This window comes from Longimicrobium sp. (genome assembly GCF_036399255.1).
Lineage (GTDB): Bacteria > Gemmatimonadota > Gemmatimonadetes > Longimicrobiales > Longimicrobiaceae > Longimicrobium.
Genome location: NZ_DASWNM010000164.1, coordinates 1 through 14,643 on the forward strand (window position 1 = coordinate 1; position 14,643 = coordinate 14,643).

The window sequence follows — 14,643 nt, forward strand, 5'->3', positions numbered from 1 at the left end:
CGCACTCCGTGCACGAACCGCACTCCCGCACTCCCGCACTCCCGCACTCCCGCACTCCCGCACTCCCGCACTCCCGCACTCCCGCACTCCCGCACTCCCGCACTCCCGCACTCCCGCACTCCCGCACTCCCGCACTCCCGCACTAAAAACGCCCCGGCGGAAACAATCCGCCGGGGGCGCCGTATTGCCTGCCGCGATGCGGCCCGCCTGCCGTCAGGGCGTGACGTTCACGTCGGGCGTGACCACCGTCTGCGTGTCGGTGCTCACGTTCACGTTGGCGGGGTCCACGTCCACCTTGGGCATCTCGCCGCCGCTCACGTCCACGTCCGGCGCCTGTCCCTCGTCTTCAACCTTCGCGGTGCAGGCCGCGGCGCCCAGCGCAAGTGCCAGCGCGGCCATCGTCATCAGTCGGTTCAGCATGGTGTTGCTCCCTCGCGTGTGTAGGACCAGCCCTGCGGTACGCGTAACAGAAGCAACGTGCGTGCCCCAATGTGTGTAGAAGCTGGCATCATGCCGTGCTTGCCGCCCCCCGGCACCGCGCGTACGTTGCGCGGATGCCGCACCTGTTCGCGTGCGCCCCTACAGTGTGAGTTCCTGAAGATGTCCCAGCCCACCCCCGTACCCGTCCCGCTGGAGCAGACGCGCGAGCGCATCATCACCCAGCTGTGCGAGCACTTTGCCTACGACAACCTGACGGCCGAAGCGCTGGAAGAGCGGCTCGACCGCGCCCACTCGGCCGCCACCCTCGACGACCTGCGCGGCCTGGTCTCGGACCTGCCGGTGATCGCCGCCGACGCCACGCCGGCGCCCGGCGCGCGCACCTTCGTGAGCCCGTCCGTGGGCGCGCACGTGTCGGAGCGGCAGATCATCATCGGCATCATGGGCGGCGCCGAGAAGAAGGGGCTGTGGACGCCGGCGAAGCAGATCTACGTGGTGGCGTTCATGGGCGGCGCGGAGCTGGACTTTCGCGAGGCGCGCTTTGGCCCCGGCGTCACGGAGGTGATCGTGTTCGCGGTGATGGGCGGCGCCGAGATCATCGTTCCCCCCGGCGTGCACGTGGACATGAACGGCCTGGCGCTGATGGGCGGCTTCAGCCAGAACGGCACCGTGCCGCTGCCCACCGATCCCCACGCACCCATCCTGCGCATTGGCGGGTTCGCCATGATGGGCGGGGTGGAGGTGACCGTCCGCTACCCCGGCGAGCGCCCCCGCGACGCCAAAGCCCGCGAAAAGCTGGAGCGCAGCGAGCGAAAGCGCCTTTCCGGCGGCTGACCCTCCGCCGCTGGTCCTTTCCGGCCGGGGCCGCACGTCCCCACCGCCCCGGCCGCATCCAACCAGAGATCCCCGCCCATGTACCCTGACGACATCGGCGCCCTCATCTCCTTCATCGGCCTGCTGACGCAGACCGGCGGCGCGCTGCTGCTGGTGGGGCTGTTCACGGCCCTGCTGCGCAGCCATCCGCGGCGCCAGCCGTACTTTCGCGAGTGGACGCGCGCCTGGATCTGGCTGCTGGCCGCGCTGTGCGGCGTGCTGGCGCAGTACACCGTCCTGCCCATGCTGGACGCGGGCCCCGTCGCGATCCGGGGCGCCAACCTGCTGTACCAGGCGGGCAAGCTGCTGTTCGTGGTGCACCTGGTGTGCGGCACGCTGAACTACGTGATGGGCGTGCGGCCGGCGCGGGTGCTGCGGCACGCCGTTCCCGCGGTGGTGGCGTACGCGGTGCTCACCTCCGTGCTTCCCGGCGTGCTGCTGAACGGGGTGATGCTGCTGCAGGCGCCGCTGGTGGCGGGGCCGTTCGCCCTGTGCGCCTGGCTGCTGCTGCGGCTGCCGCCCAGCCGCGCCACGCTGGGCAGCCGGGCCACCGGCGCGGTGTTCGGGATGATCGCGACGCTGTGGACAGGGTACGCGGCGGCGTTCGCCACGGACGGCCTGCCGGCGCTCACTCCGCCGGCGGGGCCGCTGGACTTTCTCCTTCAGTACAACAGCTACTTCGACCTGCTGCTGCAGGTGGTGCTGGGGTACGGGATGGTGGTGGTGCTGCTGGAAGACGCCAAGCGCGAGGCCGACGACGCCCGCGCGCAGCTTTCCCTGGCGCACGACCGGCTGCAGCGCGTGTCGCTGTACGACGCGCTGACGGGCGCGCTGAACCGCCGCGCGTACGAGGACGGCGTGGGGCTGGAGGCGGTGGGCGCGCGCTTTGGCACGGCGATGATGCTGGACATGGACAACCTGAAGTCCGTGAACGACGCCCACGGCCACGCCGCGGGCGACGAGCTGCTGCGCCGGCTGGCCGACACGGTGCGCGGCGGCGTGCGTCCCACCGACCGCGTGTATCGCTGGGGCGGCGACGAGTTCCTGGTGCTGTTCCCCGCCGCCCTTCCCGCCGACGTGGTGCCGCGCGTGCGCGCCGCGCTGGAGGCCGCCAATGCGGCGGTGGCGGGCCAGGGCGGCGCGCCGCTGGAACTGCAGGTGAGCATCGGCGCCGCCGGCTTCGACGGCGCGGAAGAGATCGACGGCGCCATCCTGCGCGCCGACAGGGCCATGTACGAGGAAAAGGCGCGCAACCGGCGGATCACGGTCCCCATGCACCGCATCATCGCCTGAGGCGGCGGTGATCCCCCGTCCGTCCGGGGAATCGACGGACGGGGCAGGGTTGGGTACAGAGGAACAGGGAAAAGCCAGAGGAGCAGAGGGAACCCTTCGTGCGGGCCTCTGCTCCTCTGGCGTTTCCTCTGTTCCTCTGTACCCCCACGCTTTTTGTGGAGCGGGATGAACTGAAGGCGCCGCACGGAAGTCCGTGCGGCGCCTCGTGGTTCAGTCCCGCGAGGGCGTCAGGCGCCCAGGTCGCAGGGGGAAGGCAGGCCGCGGGCCAGGCACTCCGACTCGGGAATGGCCCAGCGCGGCACGATGACGTGGGTGGACACGTCGCGGCCCAGCGTATCCAGCCGCCCGAACCGCCGGGCGTCGATCCACCGGTGCCCCTCGAACATCAGCGAGTACTTGCGCTCCTTCAGCAGCAGGTCGACGAACGCCGCGTCCGTCGCCGGCACCCCCGCGATGGGGGCCAGCCCGCCCGCCTCGGCGCGGATCAGGTTCAGGTCGGCCATGGCACCCGCCTTGTTGCCCGTGAACCAGCGCGCCTCGGCCCGCAGCAGGATCAGCTCCTCGTTGTCGATCAGGGGCAGGTCCGCCGAGGCGTCGGGGTACATCAGGAACGCCTTGTCCGACGACACGCCCTGCTGCGAGCGCGGCGACGGGTGCGGGCCGATCTTCTGCAGCACCCGCCGGTCCAGCGCCGTGCTCCCCGCCTGCGTCTCGGCGTCGGTCACCAGCGCCGGCCGCGCGTAGTTGAACTCGTTGGCCAGGTCGTTGCCCTGGCCCTCGGAGCTGGCGTAGGTGTGGTACGCCCCCGCGTCCAGCTCGCCCGCGGTGTTCAGGAACGTCTGCGGAAAAAGGGTGACGGCCCCCGCGTAGTCGCCCATGTACACCGCCACCCGCGCCCGCAGCGCCCGGTTCAGCTGCAGAAAGGTCTGCGGCGTGTCGAACCCGCTGAGCCCGCGGCCGATGGAGAAGGGGAACGAGGCGCCCCCGGCCTGCAGGTGCGTGCGGCCCTGCTCCAGCAGCGCGACGATGTGCTGGAACACCGCCGCCTTGCCGACGAACGGCGCCGGCGCGTTCACGTCGCCCTCCACGGCGATCGGCGCGCCGTTGACGTCGCGCGTGTTGATCACCAGGAGAAAGTCCAGCGCCTGGAAGGTCTTGGCCCACCCGCGGATGGCCTCCATCTCGGCCGGGGTGAAGCCCTCCGCGTTCTCCAGCGCCGCCAGCAGCAGGTTGGCGCCGCGGATGTTGGCGTAGCGCGGCGTCCACATGCCGGCCCCGAAGGCGCCGCTGTTGCTGAGCGGGCCCTGCAGCAGCTCGCTCACGTAGCGCGGGTCGGAGCTGTCGATGATGTAGCTTTCGCGCCCCACCACGCCCAGCATGGCCACGTACCCGGTACGGTCCGTAAGCCCCAGCCGCGCGCCGATCTGCAGCCCCGTGGCCGCGGCGCGCACGGCGCCGGGGGTGGGGTTGTTCACGAACTCGTCCACCGCCGGGTTGTTGTAGTCCGGCACCGTAAGGTCGCCGCAGGCGCCGGCGGCCGTGGCCGAAAGCACGGCCAGCAGGGCCAGCGGGCGCCGCATTCCGATCATTCGTCTGGTCATGGCTCAGAATCCGAAGTTGAAGGTGAGCCAGAAGCTGCGGCTGGGCGGGAACGGCGCCACGTCCACGCCACGCGCGATCTGCTGCGTCCCGAAGTTGCTCACCTCCGGGTCCAGTCCGGTGTAGTCCGTCCACGTCATCAGGTTGCGCGCCGAGAGGGTGATGCCGGCGTCGCGCACCCGGCCGGGGACGCGCCCCAGCAGGCTGGCGGGCACCCGCCACGCCAGCGACACCTCACGCAGCTTTACGTACGACGCGTCCTCGATGTACTGCTTGGTGTAGGTGCCGAAGCCCGAGATGCGCTCGATCCCCGAGCAGCCGGGGTAGCAGTCGGCGACGTCGCGCGGCGCGGCCACCCCGGAGGGGAGCGCGTAGTCGGGGCTCACCCCGCCCGCGTCGTACAGAAGGCGGGTCAGGTTGATCAGGTCGCCGCCGTGCTGCCAGTCCACCAGCCCGTACAGGCTGAACGAGCCCACCGTGACCTCGTTGCTGAAGCCCATCTTGAACTCGGGGGTGGCGTCGCCCAGCTGGCGCTCGATCACGTTGCCGTCGGCGTCCACGTCGCGCCCCACGATCTGCGTGGAGCTCTTTCCCTCCTCGATCTGGAACACGCCCAGCGCGGTGCTGCCGAACGCGCCCGTGCGAAAGCTGGGCACCGGCAGGTTCTCCACGGTGCTCTTCGTGGTGTAGAACGTGGCCCGCGTGGTCCAGCCGAAGTTTTCGCGCTGGACCGGCGTGCCCACCAGCCCCATCTCGATGCCGCGCGTGTGCAGCTCGCCGCCGTTGAAGATCTGGGTGACGAAGCCCGACGACGGGTTCAGCGTGCGGCGCAGCAGCAGGTCGGTGATGCGCTGGTCGTAGGCGGTGAACTCGAAGCTGGCACGCCCGTCCAGCAGGGCCAGGTCGAAGCCGCCCTCCAGCTCGCGCATGCGCTCGGGGCGAATGTCGGGCGCGCCCGTCACGCCCTGCACGATGATCCCCTTGAAGCCGCCGATGCTGTTGGCCGTCGACATCTCGGTGTACTTGTCGGCCCACAGCGGCAGGTTGCCCGTTTCGCCGTACGCCGCGCGCAGCTTGAGCTCGTCCACGCGGGGAAGCAGGCCGGGAAAGCGGTACGACGCGGCCGCCTTGGGATACAGGTGGTATTCGTCGGGGTCGCCGTTGTTGCTGCTGCGGTCGGCGCGCAGGCCGGCGGTCAGCAGCAGGCGGTTGTCCAGCGCCAGGAACTCCTCCTGCGCGAAGATGCCGAAGTCGCGCACCCGCTGCCGGTTCTCGATGACGAAGGGCGCCGGCCCGTCGTCCACGCCGCCCTGCCCCGCCACCAGCCCGCGGGTGATGACGCGGTTGATGCCCAGGTCGCGGTCCTCGTACTGCACGCCCAGCGAGGTGGTGGCCGTGAACGACGACGGCGCCCAGGTGTGCACCAGGTTGGCGTTGCCGTTCAGGTTCAGGTTGTCGCTGTTGGCCAGGATCGAGGTGCCCGCCTCTTCTTCCAGCGCCGCCTCGTACTCCAGGTCCACCGGGCTCAGCAGGCGGTTGCGCTGGCGAAAGAAGTCGGCGCCGCCGCTGAACACCATGCGCAGCGACTGCTCGTCGCGCTCCAGCAGCGGCACGCGCGCCGAGCCGGACCCGATGAAGCGCCACACGTCTTCGGCGTTCTGCAGCAGGGCCGCCGTCTGCAGCGGGTTGCTGGGGCCGAAGGGGTTGTTGGGGAACAGCGCGCCCTGCCGGCGCAGGTCCACGAACGCCGGGGTGCCCGACAGCGCCACGTAGTAGCTCACGCTGCGGTTGTCGTTGTTGGTGAGCCCGCGGTCGCTGCGGCTGTGCAGCAGGTTGGTGTTCAGGGTGATCTCGACCCCGCGCCCCAGCGCCTGGTCCAGGTTCACGCGCAGCGACTGCTTTTCGAAGCCGGTGTTCTCGATGATCCCCGGCTCGTCCATCACCAGCCCCGAGGCGAAGTAGCGGGTGCCGCCGCTGCCGCCGCTCACGCTCATGCTGGTTTCGCGGCCCAGCTCGCGCTGGCCGGCCAGGTGGCGCTCGTGGTCGTAGTGCGTGCCGTTGCCGTACAGGGCCGTGATGTTGGCCACGTTGGCCGGGTGGGCCGCGATCTGCTCGGGGGTGGCGTCGGGGCCGGGCGCCGGCGCGTACTGCTCCAGCGCCTCCTGCAGGGTAAAGCGGCGGCTGCCCAGCGTGTTGGACAGCTCGTAGTAGCCCATCCGCTGGCTCAGGCTGAAGCGGGGGGTGCCGTCGCGGCCGCGGCGGGTGGTGACGATGATCACCCCGTTGCTGGCCTTGCTGCCGTAGATGGCCGCCGCCGAGGCGCCCTTGAGCACCTCCACGCTCTCGATGTCGGCCGGGTTCAGGTCGGCGATGCGGTTGGTGGCGTTGTCCTGCACGCTGCCGTCATCGCCGGCGATGGCGTCGGTGATGGCGTTCTGGCCGCTGGGGATGGCCAGGTTGCTCATCACCACGCCGTCGATGACCCACAGGGGCTCGGCGCTGGCGTTGATGGACGACACGCCGCGCAGGTCCACCTGGATGCCGCCGCCCGGCGCGCCGCTGTTGGCGCTGATGATGGCGCCGGGGATCTTGCCGGCCAGCGCCTGGTCCACGGTCTGGGCGGGGGCGCGGTTCACCTCGTCGCCGCTCACCGAGGCCACGGCGTTGGCCAGGTTGCGGCGGGCCACGGTGGTGGCCTGCCCGGTCACCACCAGCGCCTCCAGGCTCAGCACCGAGGCCTGCAGCTGCACGTTGAAGGTGTTCTGCCCGGCGGGGACGGCCACCTCGCGGGTGTTGTAGCCGATGCGCGACACGGTAAGGCGCACGTCGCCGGCGGGCACGCTGATCTCGTAGCGTCCGCCGGCGCTGGTCTGCACGCCCTGGCTGGTGCCGGTGATGGCCACGCGGGCGCCGGCCAGGGGCTCGCCCCCTTCGGCCGTCACGGTGCCGGTGACCTGCCGCTGCTGCGCGGCGGCCGGCGCGGCCCACAACCCCAGGGCGCACGCCAGCACGAGCAAATACGATTTTCTTCTCATCGGTTTACCTCGGTAAGACGGGGAGTCTTTCTGGACGGGAACCGCGCGCGGAACGTGGCCTCCTCGGGTCGGGGTGTGGCTGGATGGATTGCGTGAATGCGCCGGGGCGTCCCGGCAGGGCTCAGCGGGGGGACCGCACAATGGATCGAACGTTCGGCCGAACGCACCGACGGGTTCGGGCGCTACGACAGGATGGTGACGGATTGTGAGTGCCTTTGTAACATGCAATGGGTTCGTAACAGATGCAAGGAGATGTTTTTCGGTGTTAATCCGGCGCCAGAGGAGGGTGCGCACGGATCAGGCGTTTCCCATCACCCGCCGTGTCCTTGCCGATCGATGCGGAGGGCGGGGCGTGGGATGGCGGAATGGTACGGACCGGATACGGCAAAAGAATGTGGCACGCAGAGGCCGCAGAGGCCCAGAGGGAAAGTTTCCTCTGCGGCCTGTGTCCTCTGCGTGAGACTATTCTTTTGGGGGACTCGGGGTGAGTCAGTCCACGCGCACCTTCACCACCACCTTCTTTACGGTGTGGCGCCCGCCCGCCATGCAGCCGGGCTTGTGCGCGTCGTCCGGAAAGAAGACGGCGAGGTCGCCCGGGCGCATCAGCAGCGAGCTGGCGAAGGGCGGCTCGGCGTAGAAGGTGATGTCGGCCGCGTCGTCGTACGGCGTCTCGACCGTCAGCGCGGCGGCGGGGGTGTGCAGGATGCGCTCGTGCCCGTCGGCCACGTACTGCAGGTCCACGTGGCGCACGTGCGTCTCGAAGCGCTTCTCCGTCCCCGGCCCCGTCTCGTACGTCGCCACCAGCGCGAACACCGCGTCGCCGTCGATGGGGTGGCGGCCGTCCGCGATCGCCGGGTCCATCGACCGAAGCCAGCGCAGCCCTGCGGCGATCCGCTCGCCCAGCGCCTCGTACGGGGCCGACTCCGAAAGGGAGGTGAGGATCACGCGTCCTCCGATGCGCTTGCCGCTGATTCCACGTGGTCGATGCCCTGCGCGGTAATGCGCAGCACCAGCCCCGTGCGCCCCGTCTTGGTGACGAAGCCGTGGTCCTCCAGGTAGCGGACGATGCGCTCCGCGTCCTGGCGGGTGATCCCCAGCTCGTCGGCCACGTCGTATCCGTCCTGGTACTCCGTCGTCTCTTCTTCCGAGCAGCGATACAGGTGCTCCAGGAAGCGGCGCCGGTTCTCGCGGCGCGCGCGGATCTCGTCGCTCATCGGCCGGCGGGCGCGGGGGGCGGGGTGACGAAGACGTGCGTCCACAGCCCGTCGCGCAGGCCGATGCCGTGGTGCGTGTACACGCAGTTGTCCAGGTTGCGGCGGTGCCCTGGGCTGGCCACCCACCCCGCCAGCACGTCGCGCGGCGCCCCCGGGTGCAGCGCGATGTTCTCGGCGATGGCGCGCCAGGGCACGCCGTGCACGCGCAGCCGGTCCGCCAGCCCCTGCCCGTCCGGCGACGTGTGGTCGAAGTAGTCGCGGCGCGCCATGTCGTCGCTGTGCGCCTGCGCCGCGCGCGCCGCCTCGGGGAGCCACGCCAGCTCCGGGCAGCGCGCGGCGCGACGGTGGGCGTTCACCGCCTCCACCATCTGCTCCACCAGCCGCTGGCCGCTGGAAGGGGCGGACCCGGACGGCGTCGCGGGTCCGGACGAGGGCGGCGGCGGAGGAGGCATCTGCACGGCCATGCACGAGGCGAGAAGCGCCGCGGCGGCGGCGGACGGAATCCATCGCATATTATTTCTTCTGTTTGGAGAAACCGGTCAGCAGCTCCATCATCCGCAGGTCGTACGGGTCCGCCGAGTCGTCGTCGTCCCCGATCTCGTAGTTCTGCTGCGGCGTTTCCAGGATCAGCGGAATGCCGCGGCTGCGCGGGTCGGCCAGCAGCCAGCGGAACGGCTCGGCGCCGATCTGCCCGTCGCCCAGCAGCATGTGGCGGTCGCGGTTGCTGGCGAACGCGCCTTCGCTGTCGTTCAGGTGAAAGAAGCCCGGCGCCTCGCCCACCGTCTGCTCCCACTCGTCCAGGATCTCCTTTTGCCGGGCCTGCGACTCGTGAATCGCCCAGCCGCTGGCGAACAGGTGGCAGGTGTCCAGCCCGTACCCCGTGCGCTCCCGCAGCTCGCCGGGCACGTGGCGCAGGATGTCGGCCACTTCCTCCGCCGTGCGCCCCACCGTCTTTCCCGCCCCCGCCGTGTTCTCGACGAGAAGGCGCGTGGGGCCGAACGATTCCTTGAGCGCCCGGGTGATGGCGTCGGCCACGCGTTTGGCCGCGGCCTTGGGATCGCCGTCCGTGGCGGAGCCGGGGTGAAAGCAGACGGCGCCCACACCCAGCGCGTTGGAGCGCTTCATCTCCATCGTAAGGCCGGCGGCGGCGCGCTCCCACTTCTCCGGCTCGGCCGTGGCCACGCTCAGGACGTAGGCGGCGTGGATGACCACGTGCTCCGGCTTGATCCGGGCGTCGCGCAGCGCCGCCTGAAAGCGCTCCACCCGTTCGGGCTTGATGGTGGACTTGTCGCCGTAGAAGCGCGGGATCGCGGTAAAGCACTGCAGCGCGCGCATTTCCGCGCTGCCGGCGCGCCGGGCGGCCATGTGGATGCCGCCGTTGTCGACGGTGTGGGCGCCAATGAAGTGCTGCTGGGCCATCGGTCGGTTTCCGGTGGATGGATGGGATGCGCGGAGCCCCGCGGACAACCTGCCGCGCCGCCGCGCCGCGCGCGAGGGGGGGGCCGTTGCTCGCGTGATGGTCAGAGTTCCGATGGCACCTTGGGAGGCCTACTTGGACAGCGGGCCTGGTACTATCTTATCACTATTGGAATTGCACATAGCGCGCCGTCTCCCCAACGGTTTTTGGATCGTTGCTGCGCATCCGGACCTTGTTTCTCAGTAACCAGATGACACCTCCGCGGTCGCAAAAGGTCAGAAAGCATTCAATCACGGCCTTCCCTGACACGAACATCTTCCTGCACTTCCGCGCTTTCGAGAAAATCGATTGGCCGGAGGAGTTGGGTGCCGATAACGTTCATCTGAAGATTGCTGGGGTGGTTAGTTGGGAACTCACAAAACACCGAGAAAGTCATCCGGTAGAGCACATCCGTGATCGCGCACGGAAAACCTTGAGGGCAGTCCGTGAGATTGCAATCGACGGAGAGGGCACGATTGAGAGTTCGGTTACACTCAGCTGCGAAACCCAGCTGGTTGGATATGATATGGCTGCCATTGGACTCGATGCTCATTCTCAAGATGATTGCATACTGGCAGCGATTCTGGACTATCGGGCGAAGCATCCCGAAGAGCAGGTCGTGCTCATCACGGACGATGATCCATTTGCCGTCCGGGCGCATACCTACGGTGTAGCATCAAGGGCACTGAGGGAAGAACTCCGAATTCCCCCACAGCCAGATAAGAGACAGAAGCAGATCCAAGACCTGAAGCAACAACTGCGAGAGGCTAAGACTAACCTCCCCCGCCTAAGCATCGGATTCCCGAGCGGAGGCGCCACTTGTGAGATCCCTCTCAAGCCCGATGTGGTTGTTACGAATGAGGATGCTCAGCGTTGGGTGGCGGCACAGATTGCCCCTTTGCATCCAGCTAAGAGCGTGGAGTCTTGGCGTGGACTAGCAAAGCAAGCAAAGACTAGGAGCGAGATGCTGGAACTGAGCGCTCCCTTTCTGGAGGCGCTTGCCTCTACTGGCGAGTTCATGGCCACGCAAGCCAACACAGCCCGGGTAAGGTACTTCGCCCAGAGCGCAGAATATTACCTCTTGGCCTGGAAGCATGCGAACGACACGGGCCGCACCCAAGAACTGCGCCTCGTCGTTTCGAACACAGGAACTGTACCAGCAGAGGACCTCAACATTTTTTTCCGCATTCCGAAGGTTGTCAGCGTCTTTGCTGATGATGCGCTGCCGCCGCCTCCGACTCCTCCGACGGCACCAGGGCAGAAGCCAACTCCGACGACCAAGAAGACGGCATCTATGTCACCGAGGCCGATCTGCTTTGTGCGATGGACGGACGTTGGTGATCATTGGGAATTTCACTACGTGTTGCCGCGGTTAAACCACCATTTAACCGAGACGCTGACCGGTTTACATGTCAGATTCCCTTCGTACGAAATGGCGTCAGCATTCACGATCGAGTACCGTCTGGCAGCAGTGAATGCTCCTGACGCAGCTACGGGAAAACTTCACGTGGTGCCGGTTAAGGCGGAGGCTCAGCCCAAGCGCATTGCTAAAAGGTCCCGGCGGTAGTCTTAGGTGGCGGGGCGTGGGTATCCAAACGTTTGATAAGCTTAAGTACTACCCGGCGATGTGCCCGCCCCTTGCATGGGGTGTGTTCAGGGTGCAGGTTGCGGACGCTCTTCACGCCCGCCCCAAGGCTCCGGCCGGTCCCCCGCGGGGGGCCGCGGCGGGGCGGCCCGGCACGCCACACCGGCGTGCGCGCTGGCCGCCGCGCCCACCGAAGGCTACTATTTTCCGCATGGACACTACATACCTGGACGGCGCGGGCCTCCGTGGCGCGCTCATCATGTCCGCCGAGTACGTGAACCGGCACCGCGCGGACCTCAACCGCATCAACGTGTTTCCCGTCCCCGACGGCGACACGGGGACCAACCTGGCGCTCACCATCGGCTCCATCGCCGACCAGCTGAAGCGCAGCAGCGAGATGTCGCTGGGGGCCGTGGCCCGCGCCGCCGCCAACGCGGGGATCATGGGCGCCCGCGGCAACTGCGGGATGATCCTTTCGCACTTCCTCCTGGGGATGGCCGACGCCATCGGCGACCGGGCGCGGCTGCGGGTAAGCGAGTTCGGCCAGGTGCTGCGCAGCGCCACCGAGCACGTCTACAAGGCGCTCGAAAAGCCGGTGGAAGGCACCATGATCACCATCATGCGCGCCATCGCCGACGAGGCCGAGCGGCTGCAGCACTCCGACTTCGTGGTGCTGTTCGAGCGGCTGCTGGTCAAGGCGCGCGAGGCGCTGGCCAACACCCCCGAGCTGCTGCCGGCGCTCAAGGCGCGCGGCGTGGTCGACGCGGGCGCCAAGGGCTTCGTCCACATCCTCGAGGGGATCTCGGGCTACCTTTCCGGCGACCCGCTGGTGGCGCTCGAGGACACGCCCGAGTACGACGCCGAGCCCTCCGTCTTTGCCGCGGCCGAGGCGGACTTCGGGGCCGAGGAGCAGTACCGCTTCTGCACCGAGGCGCTGGTGCGCGGCGACGCCCTTCCCGAGCAGGACGTGGTGCGCGCCTGGCTGCGCGAGCGGGGCGACTCGCTGGTGGTCATCCGCAGCGGCGACATGCTGAAGGTGCACGTGCATACCGACGAGCCCGAGGCGGTGTTCGGCTACCTGCGCGGCTTTGGCCGGCTGGCGTCGCACAAGGCCGAGGACATGCACGCCCAGCACGCCGTGGCCGAGCGGGCGGCGGCCGGCCACATGACGCTGGCGCGGCGCCCGGTAAGCGTGGTGACCGACACCGCCTGCGACCTCCCCGACGAGATCGTGCGCGCGCACGGCATGCACCTGGTGCCGCTGAACCTGATCTTCGAGAACCAGGTGCTGCGCGACCGGGTGGACATCACGGCCGACGAGTTCGTGGAGCAGCTCAAGAAGGGCGCGCACCCCAGCACGTCGCAGCCCACGCCGGCCGCGTTCATGGAGGGCTTTCGCCGCGCGGCGGAGGAGGGCGAGAGCGTGATCGCGGTCCTCCTCTCGTCCGCGCTCTCGGGCACCTTCGCCAGCGCGCAGATGGCCGCCAAGCAGCGCGCGGACACTGAGGTGCCCATCCACCTGTTCGATAGCAAGGGCGGCTCGCTGCTGCAGGGACTGCTGGCGCTGAAGGCCAGCGAGCTGGGCGAGCTGGGATGGGAGCCGGCGAAGGTGGTGGCCGAGCTGGAGCGGGTGCGCCGGCAGTCGGGCTTCTTCATCGTGCTCGACACCTTCGAGCGGGCGCTGGCGTCGGGGCGGGTGGGGCGCGGCAAGGCGTGGCTGGGCAGCCTGCTCGACATCAAGCCCGTGCTCGACATCGACCAGACCGGCAAGCTGATCCCCATCGACCGGGTGCGCGGGCGCAAGAACGCGCTGCCGAAGATGCTGGAGGTCCTGGAAAAGAAGGTGCCGAAGAGCGCAAAGAAGGTGCGGTTCGGCATCATGCACGTGGCCGCGCCCGAGATGCTGGACCCGGTGGCCGACGAGATCCGCAAGCGCTGGGGCAACGTCGACATCATCACCTCGGCGGGCACGCCCATCATCGGCACGCACGCGGGCGAAGGCGCCTTCGGCATCGCGTACCTGGTGGAGGACTGATCGCGGTCTGATCAGATCCGTCCCGTAGAACACGCAGAGCCGGCGGATGATCGTTTCCGCCGGCTCTGTACGTTTCACCATCACCGCAACAACATTGGGGGTACAGAGGAGCAGAGGAGAACAGAGGAGCAGAGGAACGGATCAAGAACGCGTTTCCTCTGTTCCTCTGGCTCCTCTCTGTTCCTCTGTACCCCCCATTCTTTCAAGGTCTGGTATCGAGCAGGATTCAGAAGCGAACGCGACGGCGGATTCGGAACGTCCTCCGGTCCCGTTTTTTGCATGGGATCGGCGGCGGCAAGGGATTGGCCGCCACCCCTCCGGAGGGTCCGCATGTTCGTGCTGGTGGAGCATTACGTAAGCGACGTCCATACCTTCTGGTCCGCCGTCCGGCACGCCTTCCGGGCGCTTCCCCCGTTCCTGACGCTGCACCACTGCATCCCCACCCGCGACGGCACGCACGCCGTCTGCGTCTGGGAGGCGGAGGGCATCCGCGACGTGAAGGGGTTCATCGAATCGTACGTGGGCCACGCCAGCCGCAACCTGTACTTTCCCGTCGAGAACGCCACCGGCTCCTCGCTCCCCTCCGGCGTGCCGCTGCCGGCGGAAGAAGGGTGACGTCGTTCAATCCCGCACGATCCCTTCGATGAGCCCCGCGGCGCGCTCCAGGCACGCCAGTTCGTCGGCGTCCAGCGCGCGCAGGCGGTCGGCCAGGGAGTGAACGCGGCGCGCGCGGCCCTCTTCCAGCATGCGGCGGCCCACATCGGTGGCGCGCAGGCGCACGGAGCGGCGGTCGTCCGGGTGCGGCTCGCGTTCCACCAGCCCGTCGCGCTCCAGGTTGCGGACGATGCGCGTCATGGACGGCGGCCGCACCTGCTCCGCCTGCGCCAGCTCCCCCAGCGTCCGCGCGCCCCCGAAGACCAGCACCGACAGTGCCGACAGGTGCGGCGCCGTTACGCCGGACGCATCGTCCTGGCGGCGAAGGCGGCGCAGCAGGTGAATGCTGGCCGAGTGCAGCCGGTCCGCCAGCCGCTCCGCCCGCGCGTCCTCATCCCCCGGAACCGAAATGCTTGCGTCGGTGTCATCCATGGCCTACAATATATTTAGTTTTGCTAACG

At 68.7% G+C, this 14,643-nt stretch carries 13 protein-coding genes; 5 read left to right on the top strand and 8 right to left on the bottom strand.

The annotated features are described in order from the left end of the window. Positions 1-213: 213 nt before the first annotated feature. Complete coding sequence (locus VGC13_RS30935; protein ID WP_331129212.1) at positions 214-420, bottom strand: hypothetical protein; 207 nt, start codon at positions 418-420, stop codon at positions 214-216. Positions 421-600: 180 nt separating this feature from the next. Here VGC13_RS30935 and VGC13_RS30940 point away from each other — a divergent pair, with 180 nt between their 5' ends. Beyond that, complete coding sequence (locus VGC13_RS30940; RefSeq protein WP_331129213.1) at positions 601-1,272, top strand: DUF1707 SHOCT-like domain-containing protein; 672 nt, start codon at positions 601-603, stop codon at positions 1,270-1,272. Between the two features lie 78 nt (positions 1,273-1,350). Then, positions 1,351-2,604 (top strand): GGDEF domain-containing protein, encoded by a 1,254-nt coding sequence (locus tag VGC13_RS30945; RefSeq protein ID WP_331129214.1) that lies wholly within the window; start codon positions 1,351-1,353, stop codon positions 2,602-2,604. A gap of 227 nt (positions 2,605-2,831) precedes the next feature. Here the strand turns inward: VGC13_RS30945 and VGC13_RS30950 are convergent, their stop codons facing one another. The 6 genes from VGC13_RS30950 to VGC13_RS30975 form a co-directional block, all read right to left on the bottom strand. Then, positions 2,832-4,205, bottom strand: a complete 1,374-nt coding sequence (locus VGC13_RS30950; RefSeq protein ID WP_331129215.1) for a RagB/SusD family nutrient uptake outer membrane protein — start codon at positions 4,203-4,205, stop codon at positions 2,832-2,834. 3 nt (positions 4,206-4,208) lie between these two features. Continuing rightward, positions 4,209-7,238, bottom strand: coding sequence for a SusC/RagA family TonB-linked outer membrane protein (locus tag VGC13_RS30955; RefSeq protein ID WP_331129216.1), 3,030 nt, complete (start codon positions 7,236-7,238; stop codon positions 4,209-4,211). 489 nt (positions 7,239-7,727) lie between these two features. Next, on the bottom strand, positions 7,728-8,183 hold the full coding sequence (locus VGC13_RS30960) for a YhcH/YjgK/YiaL family protein (protein ID WP_331129217.1): 456 nt from the start codon (positions 8,181-8,183) through the stop codon (positions 7,728-7,730). After that, positions 8,180-8,452 carry a hypothetical protein gene (locus tag VGC13_RS30965; protein ID WP_331129218.1) on the bottom strand — a complete coding sequence of 91 codons (273 nt, stop codon included), beginning with the start codon at positions 8,450-8,452 and terminating at the stop codon, positions 8,180-8,182. The genes VGC13_RS30960 and VGC13_RS30965 overlap by 4 nt, the downstream gene beginning before the upstream one ends. Beyond that, positions 8,449-8,964, bottom strand: a complete 516-nt coding sequence (locus VGC13_RS30970; RefSeq protein WP_331129219.1) for a CAP domain-containing protein — start codon at positions 8,962-8,964, stop codon at positions 8,449-8,451. The genes VGC13_RS30965 and VGC13_RS30970 overlap by 4 nt, the downstream gene beginning before the upstream one ends. Position 8,965: 1 nt before the next feature. Then, the gene (locus tag VGC13_RS30975) at positions 8,966-9,871 is read right to left on the bottom strand and encodes a deoxyribonuclease IV (protein WP_331129220.1); all 906 of its coding nucleotides are present in this window, start codon (positions 9,869-9,871) and stop codon (positions 8,966-8,968) included. A 212-nt stretch (positions 9,872-10,083) separates the two neighbouring features. On the opposite strand from VGC13_RS30975, the gene VGC13_RS30980 reads away from it, so the two are divergent. The 3 genes from VGC13_RS30980 (at position 10,084) to VGC13_RS30990 (ending at position 14,143) form a co-directional block, all read left to right on the top strand. Beyond that, complete coding sequence (locus tag VGC13_RS30980) at positions 10,084-11,475, top strand: PIN domain-containing protein (protein ID WP_331129221.1); 1,392 nt, start codon at positions 10,084-10,086, stop codon at positions 11,473-11,475. 229 nt (positions 11,476-11,704) lie between these two features. Beyond that, positions 11,705-13,528 carry a DegV family protein gene (locus tag VGC13_RS30985; protein WP_331129222.1) on the top strand — a complete coding sequence of 608 codons (1,824 nt, stop codon included), beginning with the start codon at positions 11,705-11,707 and terminating at the stop codon, positions 13,526-13,528. A 330-nt stretch (positions 13,529-13,858) separates the two neighbouring features. Next, complete coding sequence (locus VGC13_RS30990; protein WP_331129223.1) at positions 13,859-14,143, top strand: hypothetical protein; 285 nt, start codon at positions 13,859-13,861, stop codon at positions 14,141-14,143. Positions 14,144-14,149: 6 nt separating this feature from the next. Here VGC13_RS30990 and VGC13_RS30995 read toward each other — a convergent pair whose 3' ends face one another. Next, positions 14,150-14,614, bottom strand: coding sequence for a MarR family transcriptional regulator (locus tag VGC13_RS30995; protein ID WP_331129224.1), 465 nt, complete (start codon positions 14,612-14,614; stop codon positions 14,150-14,152). Positions 14,615-14,643 lie beyond the last annotated feature (29 nt).